The sequence below is a fragment of the Myxococcales bacterium genome (genome assembly GCA_016706225.1).
Lineage (GTDB): Bacteria > Myxococcota_A > Polyangia > Polyangiales > Polyangiaceae > JADJKB01.
In genome coordinates this window covers 25,490-43,999 of sequence record JADJKB010000002.1, presented here as the reverse complement: position 1 = coordinate 43,999, position 18,510 = coordinate 25,490, and the positions used below count along the sequence as shown (strand labels likewise).

Sequence of the window (18,510 nt, the reverse complement as noted above, 5' to 3'; positions counted from 1 at the left end):
CAGGCGCGGATGTGATTGTGCCGGCGCTTGTTCTTGTTCTTGAGCTTTGCCTTGTGACGTGCGGAGCGCTTGCGGTCGCGCTTGGGCTTGCCGAGCTTGAAGAGAAACATGGGAGGCGGAGTTTATGCAGAACGAGCCGCTTGTCGAGGCTTCTTTCCGCCGCGCTTCTGGGGCCGTCCGGCCCCGCGTAGCCCGCCCGTGGCCGGCGCGCTGAGCGGATTATCAGGGTTTTACCTGGGCCGCCGTGTGGGTCAGGAGCTTCTCGATCAGCTGCGCGGAGTACTTGCTGAGCTCGAGGAAAACCACGCCCATGCCGGGTGGGCTGGCTTCGACGCGCACGACCTGGCCCAGGCCCTCGATGCTCTCGATGTCATCCATGATGACCGTGAACCGCAGGTTCACCTCGGTCCCGATCGGGAGCGGCTGATCGGTGCGGATGAAGGCGCCGGTGCGCGAGATGTTGGTGACGTACTCTTGGATGAACTGATCGAACGACTCGAACTCCTTGTTGATCGTCACCCGCTCGTCGCGCCGGTCGTTCGACATTGTCATCTCCCCTGCAGATCGAACTGCTCGATGTGATACTCGCGCCGCGGGACGAGCTCGATTCGGCGCATGTAGCGGCGCTCCGCGTCTTGCACGGCCTCTTTCTCGTCGGTGGTCAGCAGGTCCACGACCGCGGGATGGGCGTTCACCGTGATCACGTAGCCCGGGAGACTGTCCCGCTCGCGGCGGATCTGCCTCAAGATCTCGTAGGCGATGGTGGCGCGTGATTGGATGTGACCCGTGCCGTCGCAATAAAAGCACGGCTCGTTCATCGTGCGGCTCAGGCTCTCGCGAGTGCGCTTGCGCGTCATCTCGATCAGGCCGAGCTCGCTGATGCGGTTGAGCGTCGTCTTGGCCTTGTCCTTGGCCAATGCGGTCTCGAGCGCGCGCCAGACCTTGTCGCGACTGCTGGCGATCTCCATGTCGATGAGATCGAGGATCACCAGGCCGCCGATGTTGCGGAAGCGCAGCTGATAGGCGATCTCCGCGACCGCCTCGAGGTTGGTCTTGAGCGCCGTCTCCTCGAGATCTTTGCTGCCTTTGCCTACGAATCGCCCGGTGTTCACGTCAATGGCCGTGAGCGCCTCGGCCTGATCGATGATCAGGTAGCCGCCGCTGCCGAGTGGCACCTTGCGGCTGAGGGCACGCCCGATCTCGTCCTCGATGCCGTAGGCATCGAAGATGGGTTCGGGGCCGGTGTAGAGCTCGATGTCCTTCACCCGCGCCGGCAGGAACATCTCGACGAAGCGCACCAGGCGCAGGTACTGCTCGCGATCATCGACGACGATGTGCTCGATCTCGTCGGTGAACAGATCGCGCGCCGTTCTCAGCACGATGTCGAGCTCGGAGTACAGGACCTTGGGCGAGCGGGCGCCCTCGCGGTTCTTGGCGATCTCGGCCCAGAGTTTGATCAGGTAGCCGATGTCGGCCTTCAGCTGTTTCTTGGTCAGCCCTTCGGCGACGGTGCGCACGATGAGCCCGCCCTGCTGGGGCCTCACCGAGTCGATGACCTCGCGCAGGCGGTGACGCTCGCGCCCGGAGCCGATCCGCTTGCTGACACCGGTGTGTTCGACCGTCGGCAGATACACGACGTAGCGACCCGGCAGCGAGATGTGGCTGGTCACCCGGGCGCCCTTGGTGCCAATGGGCTCCTTGGAAATCTGGACGACGACCTCGTTGCCTTCTTTGACAACCTCGGTGATCGGCACGGTGCGCGCCACGCGGAGCTGCGGCTTTTTGCCCTTGTTGTCCTTGTCCTTTGCGCCCCTGCCGGAGCGTGCGTCGCGACGGCCCGGCGGCGGTGCGGCGGGCTCCGGCGTACGACCACCACGACGCCGCCGTCGACGTCGGCCGCGGCGCGACGCTTCGACGAAACGACCGGTGCTCTCGTCGACTGCGGCTCCCTCCGGCGGCGCTTCGTCCTCTGCAACCGCCGCGGGCACAGCTGCGGCGTCGGCCGGCAGAATTGCGGCGTTTTCGGGGCTCGCCACGGCTCCGACCGCGGCTTGCTCCGCCTCGACGCTGGGGTCGGCATGCTCGCCCTCAGCAGCGACGAGCAGCGCGTCGGGTTCGTCCGAGTCCGGACCCTCGTCCTCGTCGTCGTCCTCGTCGTCGTCCTCGTCGTCGTCCTCGTCGTCGTCCTCGTCGTCCGAAGGCGTGGCTTCGTCGTCCGCCGCCTCCGGGTCTGACTCCGGTTCGCCCGGCACCGGCTGGTCGGTGGCTGACGCTTCCGGATCCGACTCCTCGTCGACCGCTACGTGCTGCGCGTCTGAGGGTTCCGGTGGAACGTCGTCCACCGTGATCTCGGGCACGGAAGCGAGTGCGGGCTCGAGACTGGCGTCGACGGCAGAGACTTCCGCCCCCGCCTCGACCACGACCTCGTCGTCGTCCTCGGCTTCGCCGTGACGGCGTCGACCCCCCTCACCCTTGCCCGAGGGTTCGTCGTCTTCACGATTCGCCCCGGCCAGGTAGGCCTCGAAGTCTTCAGGCCGTATCAGGTCCTCGACGTGGAGGAACGCAGCGCGATCCATGCCCACATCGATGAAGGCCGCCTGCATGCCCGGAAGCACGCGCGTAACCTTACCCAACACGACGTTTCCGACCGTGCCCCGTGCGTTCGCCCGCTCGATGTGGAGCTCGGCGATGACCCCGTTTTCAATCAGAGCGACCCGGGTCTCCCTCAGATCGCAGTTTATAACCAGTGTATTTCGCGCCATGCGCCCGGCGGGGGCAAAGCCAGCCCGCCCCAAAAAGGATGAGGCTCCCCTCGCTGCTCGCGACCGCGCGACGCCGAATTGGGGAGCGGAAAATCATGTCGACGCAGGTCACCACGGGCCGCCTGGTCTGTCAAGTACTCGGAACTAGGTGATATTTTGCGTGGGTTTGGCTCGGTTGGCGGGGGCGTGGTCGGGTCCGGCGGCTGACGCGCGGCCGACGCCCCGGCTGGCCGCGGGCGGCGGTTGACCCCCTCGGCCCGGACCGTAAATGCTGCGGCGTGGCCAAGTCGTACCTCGTGCTCGACATCGAGACCGTGCTCGATGCCGAGCTCCCCATCGCCGAGTCGAGTGAAGCCGAGCGCCTGCCGGCTCCGCCTCACCACCGCATCGTCGTGATCGGCGCGCTCTTGTTCGACGCGAGCTACGTCGTGCAGCGCATCGGTGTCATCGGCGAGGACCGGGACGAACCGGCGATGCTCCTGGATTTCGCCAAGTTCCTCGACGAGCGGAAGCCCGACATGATCACCTTCAACGGCCGGGGCTTCGACCTACCCGTGATCGCGGCGCGCTGTCTGCGCCACGGCGTTCCGCTGCGCCACTACTACCGCGCACGCGACGTGCGGTATCGATTTTCCCCCGAGGGTCACCTCGACCTGATGGACTTCATCGCCGACTTCGGGGCCGCCAAGAGCGCGAAGCTGGACATCCTCGCCAAGCTCTGCGGAATGCCCGGCAAGGTGGGGGTCGACGGCAAGGACGTCGGCCCGATGGTGCACGCCGGTCGGATCAAAGAGGTCCGGGAGTATTGCCTGTGCGACGTCGCGCAGACCGCCGGGGTGTTCCTGCGAGTGCAGCTCGTGCGGGGGGAGCTCGAGCCGAGCGCCTATCGAGAGGCCATGAAGGGCCTGATCGAGTCCATCCGCGCGGACCCGCGGCTGGTTGCGGTTGCCTCCGCGCTCGACGAAGAGCGCCTGATGTCCGTGGCGGGTTGAGGGGAAACGCCGCGCAAAGCCGGGCATTGCCCTGCCGAGCGCGAGCACTAAGCTCCGGGTCCGATGAACCTGACGGCGAAGCGATGTGTTCCGTGTGAGGGCGGCGTTCCGGCGCTGGGAAACGACGAGGTCTGCACTCTGACGCGGGAGTTGCCCGAGTGGAGCGTGGCCGCCGACGAGAAGAGTATTTCCAGGAAATTCGGCTTCGCGAACTACTACCAGACCGTGGCCTTCGTGAACGCCATCGCCTGGATGGCCCATCAGGAGGACCACCATCCGGACCTCGAGGTCTTTTACGATCGCGTCGTCGTGCGCTACGCGACCCACGCCATCGGGGGCCTGAGCGAGAACGACTTCATCTGCGCGGCCAAGGTCGACGCGCTGTTCGCCAGCGGCTGAGACCTGCTCAGGGCTCGCGGTAGAAACGCGGCACGCGGCGCGAGACCGCGGTCAGGATTTCCCACGGGATGGTGTCGAGTTGTTTCGCCATCTCTTCGGCGCTGATGCTGCCGGTGCCGAGCGGGCCCTTCTGCGAGCCGAGCAGCACGACCTCGTCGCCGAGGCGGGCGCCGTCGATGTCGGTGACGTCGACCATGATCATGTCCATGCTCACGACGCCCACGATGGGGGCGCGTTTGCCACGCACGAGGACGTGGCCCTTGTTGGAGAGCCCGCGCGAGAGGCCGTCGGCGTACCCCATCGGCACAGTGGCAACTCGGCTCGGGCGGCTCGCCTTCCAGTTGGCGCCGTAACCGACGCTCATTCCGGCCTGCAGCTCGCGCACGGCGATCAGCTGGCTCTGGATGCGCATGACCGGCCGGAGCTCGCTGGAGAGTCCCTCGCTCGGCGATACGCCGAACAGCGCGATTCCGGGGCGAACCAGGTCGAAGCGAGCTCGTTCACTGCGCAGGAGAGCGGCGCTGTTGGCGGCGTGCCGAAGCTCCGCGTTGATGCCCATGCTGCGCAAGGTGGCAGTGGCGGCGTCGAAGCGGTCGATCTGCTCGTCGATGCCCTCACCGGTGTCGGCGCAGGCAAAGTGGGTCATCAGACCCTGCAGCTGGACCTCGGGGTGACGCAGCAGGCTCGCGCCGAGCTTGCCGATGTCCTTCGGCATCACACCCAGGCGGCCCATGCCGGTGTCGATCTTGACGTGGACCCGAATGGGGTCACTGGACGAGTAGCGCACCTCGTCCGCCAGCTCTTCGATGTGGCTGGGGTCGAAGACGATCGGGGTCAGATCGTTGCGTAGGAGCTCCCCCAGGGCGCGGCCGTAGTAGCCGCCCATGACCAGAATGGGCACGCGGATCCCGGCCTCGCGAAGCTCGATGCCCTCTTCCAGGAGCGCCACACAAAGCCCGGTAGCCCCGGCACGCTCCAGGGTGCGCGCGACGGCCTTGGCGCCGTGGCCGTAGCCGTCCGCCTTGAGTACACCCCAGACCGCGGCGCCTCCGGCGGAGCGCTGGAGCACCCGCAGGTTGTGGCGCAGGTTCGCGAGGTTGATCTCGGCGCGGGTCGGCCGCACCGCGTCGGACGGCACGGCTCGCTGGGGCCGAAGCACGCGCGGGAGGGGGGTGGCGAGGGCGCCCGCGCCAGGCCCGAGCAAAGGATGCTGCACCGTCATGCTGGCCTCATGGAGCGTTAGCGTTGCTTTGCGTGCCGCGTCAACTAATTGGGTTCACTTGAAACAACGCTGAACGCACCTGCTGTAGTCCGAGTCGCATGCTTTGCAGGCGTTGTGCTTCGAGCCGCTGTCCGGGTTGCAGATTTCCCGACAGGCCCTCCAGATGGGCCGGCAGCTCCCGCTGCACTCGGCCCCCGGCGGCTCGGCTTGGCCTGCATTCCCCGCGTCCGCAACGGCGCCATCTGGAGGCCCGGCATCTTCGCGTGGCTTGGCCGTGGGCAACATCTTCGGTGGCGGAGCGTGCACGTTGGTCGGCTGCGGCGCCTCGTCCGACTCGGCCGAGGCACTCCGCACCGTCAGGTCGAGCTCGGGTCGCGACGAGTCCCCGCTCTGGAGTGCGTGGATGCGTCGGCGCGCGTACTCGAACCGATCCCGAGTCTGACCATACGTGTAGCGCCGGCTCCACTCGCGCCAGCAAGTGATGCGATGCCCGGGCGCGACGTTGGGGTCGAGATCGAGTCGGTAACAGTGCTCGAAGCGGATGTTCGCCTCGTAGATGGCGCTGACACTCGGTCCGCACGCCCCCGCCAGACCCACCGCCAAGAACGGGGTGAGCGCGACGAGCACGGTGCGGCGGGTCACCGCCCGACTATAGACCACGGCTCCCGCCCCCTCCATTTCGGCGTTCGCGCCTAGAGCGCCGAACAGGTTGAACGGCGTTTGTTTTCCGGGACTTGCAAGGTGTTCGGCGCTCGCGCGCGGAGCGCGCACGGCCGAAGGCCGGGGGTTTGGGGCGCAGCCCCAACGTAAAGGTCCTAGAACACGAGCTGCGCAAGCTGATCGGTGTTCTAGGGAACGCCCGCCCCGAGGTGCTATGGACCAGCCGCGATGTTCACGGGCCTGGTCGAAACCACGGGCGAGCTTCGGGCGCGCCACGCGCGCGGGCCTGGCTTTCGGCTGGAAATTGCCTGCAGCCTGGGACCGCTCGAGCTCGGTGAATCGATCGCGGTCAGTGGCGCGTGTCTGACGGTGGTGACGGCGGAGAGCGGGAGCTTCTCGGCCGACGTATCCCGCGAGACCGCGGACAAGACCACGCTCGGGCGCTTGCCGCTCGGAGCGAAGCTGAACCTGGAGCGCTCGCTGCGCGTCGGCGATCGACTCGGCGGCCACTGGGTCAGTGGTCACGTGGACGACATCGCCAAGGTCCGCTCGGTCGAGACCGTCGGCGAAGCGTGGCGCGTCCAGCTGACCGCGCCGGCTGCCCTGGCCCGCTACGTTGCAAGCAAAGGCTCGGTGACGCTCGACGGTGTCTCGCTCACCGTCAACGGGGTTGACGCGGCCGGTTTCGAAGTGATGCTCATCCCGCACACACGCAGCGTGACGAACCTCGGACGCCTCGTGCCGGGTGAGCTCTTGAACATGGAGGTCGACCTGGTCGCCCGCTATGTGCTCCGCTACCTCGACGTGGCGGGCAAAGACCCCGACGCCCGCCTGCACGACGTGCTCGAGCGAGCCGGCTTCATCCGAGAGACCTGACCCCGCCATGACCGAGCGCATCTCGAAACCGCTACCCAAGCCACTCGACATCGACCCCGAGCCGCTCGCACGCGTGACCCGTGCGCTCAGCGACATCCGTGCGGGCAAGATGGTGATCCTGGTCGACGACGAGGATCGCGAGAACGAGGGTGATCTGACCATGGCCGCGGATCGGATCACACCGGAGGCCATCAACTTCATGGCCACCCACGGCCGCGGTTTGATCTGCGTCACCTTGACTGAGAGCCAGGTAGAACGCCTGGAATTGCCGATGATGCAGCCGCCGTCGGGCCGCGCCGGCCCGCCCCTCGGTACCGCCTTCACCGTGAGTGTCGAGGCCAGCGAGGGTGTGACCACCGGCATCAGCGCCGCCGATCGCGCGCACACCATCAAGGTGGCCACCGCCGCCAACGCAAAACCCACCGATCTGGTGACCCCGGGCCACGTGTTTCCGCTGCGCGCTCGGCGCGGTGGCGTGCTGGTGCGCGCCGGGCAGACCGAAGGCTCGGTCGACCTCTCGCGCCTGGCCGGGCTCACACCCGCGGGCGTCATCTGCGAGATCATGAACGAGGACGGCACCATGGCGCGCATGCCGGACCTCGAGATCTTCGCCGAGCGACACGGCCTCGTGATCCTGACCATCGCGGATTTGATCCGCTACCGGTTGCAGGCAGAGCGTCTGGTCGAGCGGGTGGAAGAAGGTCTGATCGTGCTCGACCGCACGGACACGGCGTGGCGGGCCATCGTCTACGAAGCCACCGTCGATGATCGACAGCTGATGGCCCTGGTCAAGGGCGACGTGAAGTCCGAGGGCTCGATCTTGTGTCGGATGCACTCCGGGTCGACGCTGGGCGACGTGTTTGCTTCGCCGGTGAGCGAGGGCGGGCGTAACTTGTTCCAGGCGGTCGACGCCATCGAAAAGGAGGGGCGCGGTGTGATCGTGTACCTGCCACCGCGCGGCGATCTGCGCGCCGAGCTCGAATCCATCGCTCGTCGCACCAAGAGCTCTCCGGTTGCGGCGCCGCCGCCGGAGACCCGAGCGCACGGAGGCACGCTCAGAGAGTACGGTCTCGGGGCTCAGGTTCTGCGCGAGCTGGGTGTGCGGCGGATCCGGCTTTTGACCAACAATCCGCGAAAAATCGCGGGCATTCACGGCTATGGGCTCGAGGTGGAAGCGAGCGTGCCGCTAGTGCCGGGACCGTCCGGCCAGGTATCGTAGGTGTCCCGATGAACAACTCCCCGAAGACCCTCGAAGGTTCGCTGCTCCCGCCGGACAACGCGCGCTTTGGCATCGTCGCCTCGCGCTTCAACGATTTCATCGTGGAAAAACTGGTGGCGGGCGCGCTCGACGCGCTGTCGCGCCACGGTGTCTCCGCGGACCGCATCACCCTGGTGCGTGTGCCGGGCAGCTGGGAGCTCCCGCTGGTGTGTGCACGACTGGCAAAGAGTGCGAAGTTCGACGCGGTCATCGCGCTCGGCGCGGTGATTCGCGGTGGCACTCCGCACTTCGACTACGTCGCAGCCGAGGCCGCCAAGGGTGTGGCTGCGGCAGCCGCCGCGGGAGTGCCTGTTGTCTTCGGGGTGCTCACGACCGACAGTATCGAGCAGGCGGTCGAGCGCGCCGGGACGAAGATGGGGAACAAGGGCGCCGACGCCGCGATGGCCGCCATCGAAATGGTGAGCCTGGGTAAAGCGCTCACCGACGCTGGGCTTTGAGCCATGGGCGCGCGCACCGGAGCCCGCGAGGCAGCCTTGCAGTTGCTCTTTGGCATCGAGATGAGCGACGTGCTCGCCGAGCAGGCCATCTTCGATTTCTGGCGGGAAATGCCCGGAGATGCCGAGGGTCGGGAGTATGCGGACGCCGTGGTGCGCGGCGTCACCGAAGAGCGTGACGCCACCGACGCCTTGATTCGTGCGGCCAGCACCAACTGGCGGCTCGAGCGCATGACCCGGGTCGATCGCAACCTGCTGCGCATGGGTGCCTGGGAGCTCAAGGCGCGTCCCGAGATCCCGCGTGCGGTCATCATCGACGAGGCGGTCGAGCTGGCAAAACGTTACGGCACCGAAGACAGCGGCGCCTTCGTCAACGGTGTGCTCGAGCGCATTGCGAACGACCTCGGGCGCGAGGACACTGCAAAAAGCGCAGGCTGAGGGGCGATGGACCTGCGCTTCGTCACGCGGAACTTGCGGCGCCTGGACCTCGCGGCGACCGAAGTTCTCCTTGCCACCCTCGCCGAGGATGAACGGCCGCCGCACGGAGTCGCGGGCCTCGTCGACTGGCGCCTCTCGGGTCGAGTGTCGGGTCTCGTGGCGGGAGGGTTTGCGACCGGGAGCCTGGGTGAAGTGCTGCTCATCCCCGGCAAACCCAAGCTGCCCTTCGACAAGGTGGTGTTTTTTGGCTGCGGGTCCCGGGAGGCGTTTGGCGAACGCACCTTCCGCACGGTGGTCGAGACCATGCTCAGCACGCTCGAAGGGCTGCGGGTTCGCTCCGCGGTGGTCGAGCTACCAGGGCGGCACTTTGATGGCATTTCGCCCGAGCGCGCGGCGGATTTGTTGCTCGAACAAGCGGCGAGCCGGCCAGAGCACGACGTCTGGACTCTGGTCGAGAGCGCGGAGGCTCAGCGCACGATCACCCAGCACATGGTGGCCGAGCGGCGCCGCGTGCGGCAGCCGTGAGTCAGTCCGGAATGCGCGCGCCGCCGAGGGCGGGACGGCCGTTGGGCAGACGGTCGTACTCGAGCACGATGCCCTTGTAGGCGTGCTGCTGGAAACACTCGGGCGCCGCACCTTCGTTGTTCTCGATCACCCGTTCGGGTGGGCCCATGTATTGCTGTATGGCAGCGGGCAGCATGCCAAAGAGCAGGTCCGGCGGGATGGCGCCGTTGAACACGCCGTACTCCTTGTCGCCGACCTTGCGCCCCTGGCGGTGGGCGCGGATGCGTTTCACCTTGCCCGCTCCGTCGAGCTCGAACTCCACGGCGCGACCGACGTAGCGGCAGAGGGTCGGGGTCTTCTCCTCGCATGGAGCTTCCATCAGGCGCTCCACTGTGGTCACGGACGCGCCCACGCGGATGGCGCCCACGCCCTGTCCTGCGACGATGGCCAGACGCGGCCCAGTGGGAACCGGGTAGGTCGAGCGTGCGGAGCCGGTCGGCGATGCGGCCGGGGTGGGCGGCTGGCCGGACGCGGCGGCGCCTGCGTCCGTGTTGCCCTGGGCGACCTGAGATTTGCAGCCCCCAGCCCCAAGACTGGCCAGGACAAACGTCGTGCTGAAAACGAGGCGGAGGTTTGGGCGAAGCATGGTATGTGGACTCGCTCCGAGTAGCGCAGATGACGCCCCTCGACCAGCGTCGCTTCCTGTTCGTGACCGGCAAGGGGGGAGTCGGGAAATCGACGGTTACCGCAGCCTTGGCTCTGGCCATGGCGGAGCGGGGAAAACGCGTGCTTGTCACGGCCTGCGACGCCAAGGAGCGGATCAGTCTGCTGCTCGGCAGCGAGCCGCTGACCTCGGAGGTCCGCGAGCTCCGGAAGGGCATCTACGGCGTCCAGCTGGTGCCACAGGTCGCGCTCCGTGAGTACGGGGGCATGGTGCTCAAGAGCGAGGTCGTCTTCGGGGCGGTGTTCGACAACAAGTACGTGCGCCAGTTCTTCGCCGGTGTTCCGGGGCTGCAAGAGTGGGCCATGCTCGGTAAGGCCTGGTTCCACGCGATCGAAGAGACCTCGAAGGGCAAACCCCGCTTCGATGTCGTGCTGTTCGACGCGCCCGCCACTGGCCACGGTCTCGACATGCTGCGGGTGCCAAAGGTGATCGTCGACGTGGTTCCGCCGGGTGTCTTGCGGCGAGACGCCGAGCGCGCCTGGAAGATGTTCCAGGACGAAAAACAGAGCGGAGTGGTCGTCGTCACGCTGCCCGAGGACATGCCGACCAACGAGACCGTGGAGCTGTGCGAAGCCCTGGAAAAAGAGCTGCTGCTCCCGATCGCCACGCTGGTGATCAACGGAGTCATCGAGGCGATGTTCTCCGAGCCGGAGCGCGCGACGCTACTGCTCGACCGCGAGCTCGACCGGTCGAACCCCGGCGACGAGGCCATCGCGTGCGGCATCCGCCGCTCGATTCGCGAGCGAGTCCAGGCCCAGAGCCTGGGCCGGCTCCAGGCGCTGGGAGGCAACCAGATCCAGCTTCCGCTGCTGCGGCGGGATGCGGCGACTCCGGAAGCTGTCGCGGAGCTTTCGACACGTTTCTGAAAACGCCGGAATTACCGGCCCTTGGCCGGCGTTCTGACGCTCTCGAGCGGGCGTTAATAGCTGCCCCCGGGCGCTCTGGGCGCTATCGTGTCTCGTTCCCCGGCCATGGCACCCAAAACTCCTGAACCCGGCCTGGTCCTGGCCGGCCGCTATCGGCTCGAGGACAAACTCGGGGTGGGAGGCATGGGGACCGTGTGGCGGGCGGAGCACCTGGTGCTGTGCGCCCCCGTCGCGGTGAAGATCCTGGACCGCGACGTGAGCCGCGACGAGGAGGCCCACGACCGTTTCATTCGCGAGGCGCGCTCCGCTGCGGCGCTGCGCAGTCCGCACGTGGTGCAGATCCTGGATTACGGCATCGACGGTGGCCACCCGTACATCGCGATGGAGCTGCTCGAAGGGGAGACGCTCCAGCATCGACTGGCCCGGATGACTCGGCTGGCGCCCATCGAGACGGCACGCATCATCAACCACGTGGCCCGCGCCGTGGCTCGCGCGCACGAGGCCGGGATCATCCACCGGGATCTCAAACCCGAGAACGTCTTCATCGTTCGCAACGAAGACGCCGAGATCTCCAAGGTCCTCGATTTTGGCGTGGCGAAGGTGGAGACGGCGCAGCTTGGGCCCAAGGGCACACGAACGCGCACGGGTTCGCTGCTCGGCACTCCATTTTACATGAGCCCCGAGCAGGCTCAGGGGAACAAGACCATCGATCCGCGCTCGGATCTCTGGTCGCTGGGTGTGATCGCGTTCGAGTGCCTGACGGGCAAACGGCCGTTCGAGAGCGAAGGGCTCGGAGACCTGGTGCTGCAGATCTGCGTGCGGGACATGCCGGTTCCGAGCGAGCTCGCGGCGGTACCGCCGAAGTTCGACGAGTGGTTCTCGAAGGCCTGCGCGCGGGATCTGGAACAGCGGTTTCAGACGGCTCGCGAGCTCTCGGACGGGCTCAGAGACATCGTCGGGCTCGAGGCGCGCGAGACCCTCGCGACCCTCTCGGATGAGGACCTGCCCTCGGTACCCAAGTCAGTAGTCGTGCGCAGCGGGCGCGACGATGACTCGGGAGGTATCGCCAAGACTCTGGTCGAATCCGCGCCGAGCTCGCTGTTCGACGAGGACGATGTCGCCGCCGCGAGCGCCAAGAAACCATCCCTCACCATCCGGCAATTCGGCACCACTCAGTCCAGCGTGCCGGGTTCCTCCAGCCGGACGGCGCTCTTGGTGGGGGTGGGCGGAGTCGCGCTGGCCGTCGGAGTCGTGGCGGGTTTTCTGGTGCTGAATGGCCCGAACCAAACGCAGGCGGGCGCAGCGACCGATACCTCGGGAGTCGAAGCCGGGGTGTCGCTGCCCGAGCCTTCGGCTAGCGCCGAGGGCGAAACCGCGCCCGAGAAGAAAGAGCAGGACGCTGCCGAAGTGGAAGACGCAGCGGCCGCCGCCGAGCTGAAAGAAGACGCCGCCGTCGATGCTTCGAGCTCGGCGACGGACGCCAGCGTCGAGCCTCAGCCCGTACACCCGACCGGCGGCGACGACGGCGAGAAACCGGACAAGGAAAAGAAGGCTGTGTTCGACGCCGCGACGGATCGCGACTGGGGCAAGACCACGGGGGAAGAGCCTGTGGTCCCGAAACCGCCCGATCCGAAGCCGCCCGATCAGAACAAACTGCCGACGCCGCCGGCGCCGATCACGCCTGATCACTGAGCGTTCAGCGCGACGACTCGATCATCTCGCAGATCAGCGAGGCGAGGTTGTGCCCGTCGACCATTCGGCTCGACAGCACGGTGCCGTCCCCGGAGTTGCTCATGAAGATCCTGAGCATGTTGCCGTGCACCGACGTGACCACGATGAACGGAGTGGTCACTCCCTGACGGCGTACCCGCGCCAGCACTTGCAGCGTGCTCGGTCCGGGCAGGCGGGCACCGGCGATCACCAGCTGAAAGCTGCCACCGGACAAGAGCAGGGTCTCGAGAGTGCCGCCGTCGCGCGCCTCTGCGATCTCGGCGTCGAGATCACCCAGCCAGGGCAGGAGCAGCTCGCGTGTGGTTCGGTCGGCCTCGGCGAGCAGCAGGCGGCGCGCCACCGAGCTCCCATCCTCGCGGCGAGTAGCCCGCTGCGAATGGGGTCGAGACCCCGCGGTCAGCACCCGCGCATGGCCCTCGGGTGTGTCCCGATCCTGGGCCTGCATGGCGAGCGCTCGGCCGGTGCTGCTCCGCATCGGAATGGACAGAGAGCACGCAGCGTGCCCGCCGAATTCGCTTGGAAGTGTATGGAATCAGGCCAGCGGGCCCGAGCTGCGGGGCCATGGATTTCAGGTCTGCACGCAGCCTTGCAAGCTCAGCCCAGGAGCGCTGTCAGGTCGGGCGGGCTCGCGGTCGCCGCATCCGTCAGATCGATCTGAGCTTTCTGGAGCTTACCGGCCAGGTCGACGTTGACCGCTTGCCAGCGGGTGTAGGCGTCAATCACCCAGATCCCACTCTCTCGCGTACCGTTCCCGCTCCAGCCGTTCCCACCGAAGGGGAGGTGGGCCTCGGCGCCGGTCGTGGAGTTGTTCACGCTGGTCATGCCCGCGCGGATCTCTTCTTTGAAGCGCAGCATGGCGCGAGCATCTCGCGTGTAGACGGCGCTCGACAGGCCGTAGGGCGTGCCGTTCGCCGCCGCGACGGCCTCGTCGAAACCATCGACCTCGACGATGTTCACGGTGGGACCAAAACACTCGTCCTGGAACACCCGCATGTTCGGCTTCACCTTGTCGAAGATGCGCGGGGTGGCGTAGAGCCCGCGGCTCGCGTCACCGCTGAAACCAGCAGGCTCTTCGCCGGGGACGATGCGCTTGCCGTCGAGCAGCAGCTCCGCTCCGTCTTCGAGGCCGATGGCGCGCTGTTCGATCCACTTCTCCAGGAAGCGCTCGTTGATGAAGGGCCCGTAGTCCACGGTCTCTGTCAGCGGGTTGCCGATCTTCAGCGCCTTGGCTCGGCGCACCAGCTCCGAGCGCACGTTCCCGGCGACGCGTTTGTCCACGATGATGTTGCCGCAGCTGGTGCAGCGTTGGCCCGCGGTCCCGAACGACGCCCAGAGCGCGCCCTCGACCGCCAGCTCCAGATCCGCGTCCGCCAGGATCACCAGCGGGTTCTTGCCGCCCAGCTCGAGGGAGGGCACCTGCAGGTTGCGCCCGCAGGCCTCGCCGATCTTCCGGCCGATGGCCGTCGAACCGGTGAATGAGACTTTGTCCAGCAAACCCGCGTCGATCATCTCGATCAGGAACTCACCCGCGCTGTCGGCGCCGCGGCCGTGCACCACGTTGACCACCCCGTCCGGCAGGCCAGCCCGGCGCCACAGGTCGACGAAGATGTCGGCGATCCCCGGGGCGTCGTCGCTGGGCTTCCAGACCACGGAGTTGCCGCACAAGATCGCGGGCACCATCTTCCAGGCCGGCACCGCGATCGGAAAATTTCCAGCTGTGATCATGCCGACCACGCCGATCGGGCGCCGATACGTGAAGAGCTCCTTGTCGCGCAGCTCACTCGGCACGGTCTGGCCGTACAATCGCCGGCCTTCGCTCATGAAGAACTCGGCCGTGTCGATGGCCTCCTGCACGCTTCCCCGAGCCTCGCGCAGAGGTTTGCCCATCTCCCGAGCGATGAAGCGCGAGAGCGACTCCTTGCTCGCGCTGAGCAGGCCCGCCAGGCGGGTCAGCACCTGGGCGCGCTGCGGCGCGGGCACGCGGCCCCAGCTCTTTTGCGCCACACCTGCCGCTTCACACGCGGCCTTCACCTGCTCGCGGGTCGAGAGCGGCGCGACCGTGACGACGTCATCCCGGTTCGCGGGGCTCCTGCGCTCGAAGCTCTCCTTCCCAGGCAAGGACTCCGCTCCGCCGATCCAGTTTCCGACGATGAGTGTTGCCGGCAGTCCGTCGATTTGTGGGCGCGTTTCCATGGGGCGGGGACATGCGATGGACGGCCAGGGCGTGCAAGTCGAGGCCGGGTACGGCGGGGATTTTCGAGGTATTTCCGGCTGCGGCGTGCCCGCGGGCGAGTGCTTGGCGAGCGCAGCTGCGCTCGCTGACCGCATTGCACCCACGCCCTTGGTCTGGGAAGAAATGCCCTGGGCTGGCGTACGAAACCCGCCCTTTTGCTCATGGCGCCACGCTGCCCGGAAGAAGCTGCAATGTTCCGTTTTTCGCACGAGCTCGGTCTGATCCTTTCGGCGTTGGTTGCCGTTGCTTGCAGCAGCGCTGGCAGTGGTGGGGCGCTGCCGGCGGGCGGAGAGTGCGACGCACTTCACGCGTGCTGCGACGACATCGCCGACGCCGCCCAGAACCAGCAGTGTCACGATCAGGCGACGCAGTTTCAAGGCTCGGCGAACGCCGCGGCGGCCTGCACGAACGCCAAGCAGAGTTACTCGCAGGCGGGTATGTGTGGTGGGGGAGGTACTTCCGGCGCGGGTGGCAGCGGCGGTACCTCCGGGGGTGCCTGCGCCGAGCTCGGTGCGTGTTGCGACGCCGCGGAAGCCAGCTTCAAGGCGGAGTGCGGCGCCGCGCTCGACGCCTACAAGAAGAGCAGTGATCCAGAGACGGGGTGCAAGAGCGCGTACACCGCATACCAGCAGGGCGGCCTGTGTGATGGCGGGAGCGGGGGCGCGGGTGGCGCGGGTGGTGCGGGCGGCACGAGCGGTGCGGGCGGCACGAGCGGCGCGGGCGGCACGAGCGGCGCGGGTGGCACGAGCGGCTCGGGTGGCACGAGCGGCGCGGGTGGCACGAGCGGCTCCGGTGGCACGAGCGGCGCGGGTGGCACGAGCGGCGCGGGTGGCACGAGCGGCTCCGGTGGCACGAGCGGCGCCGGTGGTTCGGGTGGCACCGTCGCAACGACGGAAGATACCAATCAGACCTGCAGCGACGGCAAGGACAACGACGGCGACGGGTTCATCGACTGCAAGGATTTTTCATGCAGCAAGAGCCCGAGCGTCACGTTCTGCAAGGGCACACCGGGTCCCGAGAACAACAACACCGCCTGCAGCGACGGCAAGGACAACGACGGTGACGGCTACGTGGATTGCAGCGACTACGACTGTGTGAACAGTCCGAGCGTTACCGTCTGCCCCTGAGTCGCTCGCCGCGGTGGTAAATCCCCGCCCGCAGAGCTAGACACGTCGGCCATGCGGGCAATGGTCCTCGGGGCAGGCAGAATGGGTCGTGCGGCGGCGTGGGATCTCGCGCGCCAGCCAGGGGTCGAGGTCGTACGCCTGGTCGATCGCGACGCCGACGCGCTCGCCGTGGCGGAGCACGAGGTCAGCAAGCTGCTGCGGGAGACCTCGCCAGAAGCCACGACCAAGATCGACGCGCAGCGCTACGACCTGAGCGAGACGTCAGGCCTCGTGCGTCTGCTGGACGGCTTCGACGTGATGCTGTCGAGCTCCGACTATCGCTACAACGAAGTGCTCACCCGCGCGGCAATCGACGCCAAGTGCCACATGTGTGATCTCGGCGGGAACCTCTTCGTCGTCGAGAGGCAACTCCAGATGTGCGAGGACGCCGAGCGTCGCGGCGTGACCATCGTCCCCGACTGTGGGCTCGCGCCGGGCATGGCGTGTCTGTTTGCGGCCTTCGGGGTCGAGCGCATGGACGTGGCGGAGAGTGTGAAGATCCGCGTCGGCGGGCTGCCGGCCCACCCGAAACCCCCGCTCAACTACAAACTCCTGTTCGCCGTGCGCGGACTCACGAACGAGTACCTCGAGCCCGCGGAGGCGCTGCGCGACGGGAAGATCGTTCGCATCCCGTCGCTGACCGAGGTCGAGACCGTCGAGTTCCCGTATCCCTACGGCACGCTGGAGGCGTTCAACACCTCCGGCGGCTCGTCGACGTTGCCCCGCACGCTCAAGGACAAGGTCAGGAACATCGACTACAAAACCCTGCGTTATCCAGGCCACTGCGCCGCCTTCGCCGGCATGCACGCCATCGGGCTCCTGTCCGAGAAACCGGTGGACGGCGTGGTCCCGCGGGAGTTCACCGAAAAACTACTGGAGCAATCGCTGCACGATGACGACACGGACGTCGCTCTGGTCCGGGTGATCGTCGACGGAAAGAAGAACGGCAAGTCCAAGCGCCTGACCTACGAGGTCATCGATCGCCACGACCCCAAGACCGGCCACAGCGCCATGGCACGGACCACCTCGTACCCGGCCGCCGCGGTGGCCTACATGCTGGGCGCCGGCGCGGTGCGAAAACGCGGGGTGTTGCCCGGGGAGCTCGCCGTGCCGCTGGAGTCGTTCCTGGGCGCGGTGCGCGCTCGCGGCATCGACGTGAAGGAGCGATGGGAAGAGCTCTCTTAGTCTGGTTGCCGCTCCCGCTCGTGTGGGCGTGTGCGCCGGCGGTGGGAGCGGGGGCTGCCTCGCCCACGGCGTCGGAGCCCACTCCGCGGTCCGAGCGGGAGCCGCGCGCGGGCCCGGTGCGAACGCCTGCGGCTCCCGCATCTCTGCCGCGCTCCGAGCCCACCCCCGCAAACAAACCGATCGAAGCGCAACCCTCCGCGCCGCCCCCCGCCACACCCGAGCCCAAGTGCCCCGAGGGCATGACCCTCGTTCACCGCAACCAAGGGCCCTACTGCATCGACCGCTATGAAGCGTCGCTGCTGCGTGTGAAGGCCGACGGCTCGACCGCGCCGCACCCGTTCAATCAGAACGTGGACGGGATCGAAAAGGAGGTGCGCGCGCGGAGTGTGAAGGCTGTGCGCTCACAAGGTTACATCAGCGGCAAACAGGCGGCCGCTGCCTGCGCCAACGCTGGCAAACGCCTGTGTGAGATCGACGAGTGGGTGCTGGCGTGCCGAGGTCCGAAGCTGACGCGGTACCCCTATGGCAACACCCGGCGGGCCAACGTCTGCAACGATCGCTTCAAGGTTCTCGACCGACACCCGGTGCCGATCTTGTGGAAGAAGGATCCGCTCGATCCGCTCGACGAAAAACTGATGTGGCACCCGCGCTTCATGAACGACAAACGCCTGCTCGAACTGGCGAACACGACGGCGCCCACCGGCGCGTTTTCGTCGTGCAGCAACGAGTACGGTGTCTACGACATGGTCGGGAACCAGCACGAGTGGGTGAACGATCCGGCGGGCACGTTCTTCGGCGGCTTCTTCATGGACACCTTCCAGAACGGCGAGGGCTGTGAATACCGAACCGGCGGCCACCCCTTCGACTATCACGACTATTCGACCGGATTTCGCTGCTGCGCCGACGCGAACGCTGTGACCGACGACGTCTCGAAATGAGATGACAACTTGGCAGGCGCGCGCTCGCTGCGGTCGTGTGCGCTGACAAATCTGCACGAGCCTGCCCAACAAACCCCCAGAAACACCCCGATCTCGCCGCT

Annotated in this window: 19 protein-coding genes; 12 read left to right on the top strand and 7 right to left on the bottom strand. The window is 67.1% G+C overall.

From position 1 onward, the window contains the following. Window positions 1-222 precede the first annotated feature (222 nt). Both IPI67_00310 and IPI67_00305 read right to left on the bottom strand, forming a co-directional pair. Window positions 223-552, bottom strand: coding sequence for a PilZ domain-containing protein (locus IPI67_00310; protein MBK7578621.1), 330 nt, complete (start codon window positions 550-552; stop codon window positions 223-225). Further along, window positions 549-2,762 (bottom strand): Rne/Rng family ribonuclease, encoded by a 2,214-nt coding sequence (locus IPI67_00305; GenBank protein MBK7578620.1) that lies wholly within the window; start codon window positions 2,760-2,762, stop codon window positions 549-551. The genes IPI67_00310 and IPI67_00305 overlap by 4 nt, the downstream gene beginning before the upstream one ends. Window positions 2,763-3,040: 278 nt before the next feature. On the opposite strand from IPI67_00305, the gene IPI67_00300 reads away from it, so the two are divergent. After that, on the top strand, window positions 3,041-3,754 hold the full coding sequence (locus tag IPI67_00300) for a ribonuclease H-like domain-containing protein (GenBank protein ID MBK7578619.1): 714 nt from the start codon (window positions 3,041-3,043) through the stop codon (window positions 3,752-3,754). Window positions 3,755-3,817: 63 nt separating this feature from the next. Further along, window positions 3,818-4,153: a 4a-hydroxytetrahydrobiopterin dehydratase gene (locus IPI67_00295; GenBank protein MBK7578618.1), complete on the top strand. Its 336-nt coding sequence runs from the start codon at window positions 3,818-3,820 to the stop codon at window positions 4,151-4,153. Between the two features lie 7 nt (window positions 4,154-4,160). Here IPI67_00295 and alr read toward each other — a convergent pair whose 3' ends face one another. Together alr and IPI67_00285 are read right to left on the bottom strand one after the other, a co-directional pair. Next, a complete protein-coding gene (gene alr, locus IPI67_00290) occupies window positions 4,161-5,276 on the bottom strand; it encodes an alanine racemase (protein ID MBK7578617.1) in 1,116 nt (371 codons plus the stop codon). Between the two features lie 153 nt (window positions 5,277-5,429). Then, window positions 5,430-6,017 carry a hypothetical protein gene (locus IPI67_00285; GenBank protein MBK7578616.1) on the bottom strand — a complete coding sequence of 196 codons (588 nt, stop codon included), beginning with the start codon at window positions 6,015-6,017 and terminating at the stop codon, window positions 5,430-5,432. Window positions 6,018-6,263: 246 nt separating this feature from the next. On the opposite strand from IPI67_00285, the gene IPI67_00280 reads away from it, so the two are divergent. The 5 genes from IPI67_00280 to IPI67_00260 are packed head-to-tail and all read left to right on the top strand — an operon-like array spanning window position 6,264 to window position 9,587. Continuing rightward, entirely contained in the window at window positions 6,264-6,911 is a 648-nt protein-coding gene (locus IPI67_00280; protein ID MBK7578615.1) for a riboflavin synthase, read from the top strand. Window positions 6,912-6,918: 7 nt separating this feature from the next. Next, window positions 6,919-8,130, top strand: a complete 1,212-nt coding sequence (gene ribB, locus IPI67_00275; GenBank protein MBK7578614.1) for a 3,4-dihydroxy-2-butanone-4-phosphate synthase — start codon at window positions 6,919-6,921, stop codon at window positions 8,128-8,130. An 8-nt stretch (window positions 8,131-8,138) separates the two neighbouring features. Further along, window positions 8,139-8,627: a 6,7-dimethyl-8-ribityllumazine synthase gene (locus IPI67_00270; protein MBK7578613.1), complete on the top strand. Its 489-nt coding sequence runs from the start codon at window positions 8,139-8,141 to the stop codon at window positions 8,625-8,627. 3 nt (window positions 8,628-8,630) lie between these two features. Next, window positions 8,631-9,062 (top strand): transcription antitermination factor NusB, encoded by a 432-nt coding sequence (nusB, locus tag IPI67_00265; protein MBK7578612.1) that lies wholly within the window; start codon window positions 8,631-8,633, stop codon window positions 9,060-9,062. Window positions 9,063-9,068: 6 nt separating this feature from the next. Next, the gene (locus tag IPI67_00260; protein ID MBK7578611.1) at window positions 9,069-9,587 is read left to right on the top strand and encodes a leucyl aminopeptidase; all 519 of its coding nucleotides are present in this window, start codon (window positions 9,069-9,071) and stop codon (window positions 9,585-9,587) included. A gap of 1 nt (window position 9,588) precedes the next feature. On the opposite strand, the gene IPI67_00255 is transcribed toward IPI67_00260, so the two are convergent. Continuing rightward, window positions 9,589-10,212 (bottom strand): hypothetical protein, encoded by a 624-nt coding sequence (locus IPI67_00255; protein MBK7578610.1) that lies wholly within the window; start codon window positions 10,210-10,212, stop codon window positions 9,589-9,591. Window positions 10,213-10,241: 29 nt separating this feature from the next. On the opposite strand from IPI67_00255, the gene IPI67_00250 reads away from it, so the two are divergent. Continuing rightward, window positions 10,242-11,156: an ArsA family ATPase gene (locus tag IPI67_00250; protein MBK7578609.1), complete on the top strand. Its 915-nt coding sequence runs from the start codon at window positions 10,242-10,244 to the stop codon at window positions 11,154-11,156. Window positions 11,157-11,261: 105 nt separating this feature from the next. Beyond that, on the top strand, window positions 11,262-12,848 hold the full coding sequence (locus tag IPI67_00245; protein ID MBK7578608.1) for a serine/threonine protein kinase: 1,587 nt from the start codon (window positions 11,262-11,264) through the stop codon (window positions 12,846-12,848). A gap of 4 nt (window positions 12,849-12,852) precedes the next feature. Here the strand turns inward: IPI67_00245 and IPI67_00240 are convergent, their stop codons facing one another. Beyond that, entirely contained in the window at window positions 12,853-13,227 is a 375-nt protein-coding gene (locus tag IPI67_00240) for a response regulator (protein MBK7578607.1), read from the bottom strand. A 254-nt stretch (window positions 13,228-13,481) separates the two neighbouring features. Further along, on the bottom strand, window positions 13,482-15,080 hold the full coding sequence (locus IPI67_00235; protein ID MBK7578606.1) for an aldehyde dehydrogenase family protein: 1,599 nt from the start codon (window positions 15,078-15,080) through the stop codon (window positions 13,482-13,484). 231 nt (window positions 15,081-15,311) lie between these two features. Between IPI67_00235 and IPI67_00230 the strand changes: the two genes are divergently transcribed. From IPI67_00230 to IPI67_00220, 3 genes are all read left to right on the top strand, one after another. Next, complete coding sequence (locus IPI67_00230) at window positions 15,312-16,247, top strand: hypothetical protein (protein ID MBK7578605.1); 936 nt, start codon at window positions 15,312-15,314, stop codon at window positions 16,245-16,247. Between the two features lie 51 nt (window positions 16,248-16,298). After that, complete coding sequence (locus tag IPI67_00225) at window positions 16,299-17,471, top strand: saccharopine dehydrogenase NADP-binding domain-containing protein (protein MBK7578604.1); 1,173 nt, start codon at window positions 16,299-16,301, stop codon at window positions 17,469-17,471. 239 nt (window positions 17,472-17,710) lie between these two features. Beyond that, complete coding sequence (locus IPI67_00220; protein MBK7578603.1) at window positions 17,711-18,409, top strand: SUMF1/EgtB/PvdO family nonheme iron enzyme; 699 nt, start codon at window positions 17,711-17,713, stop codon at window positions 18,407-18,409. Window positions 18,410-18,510 lie beyond the last annotated feature (101 nt).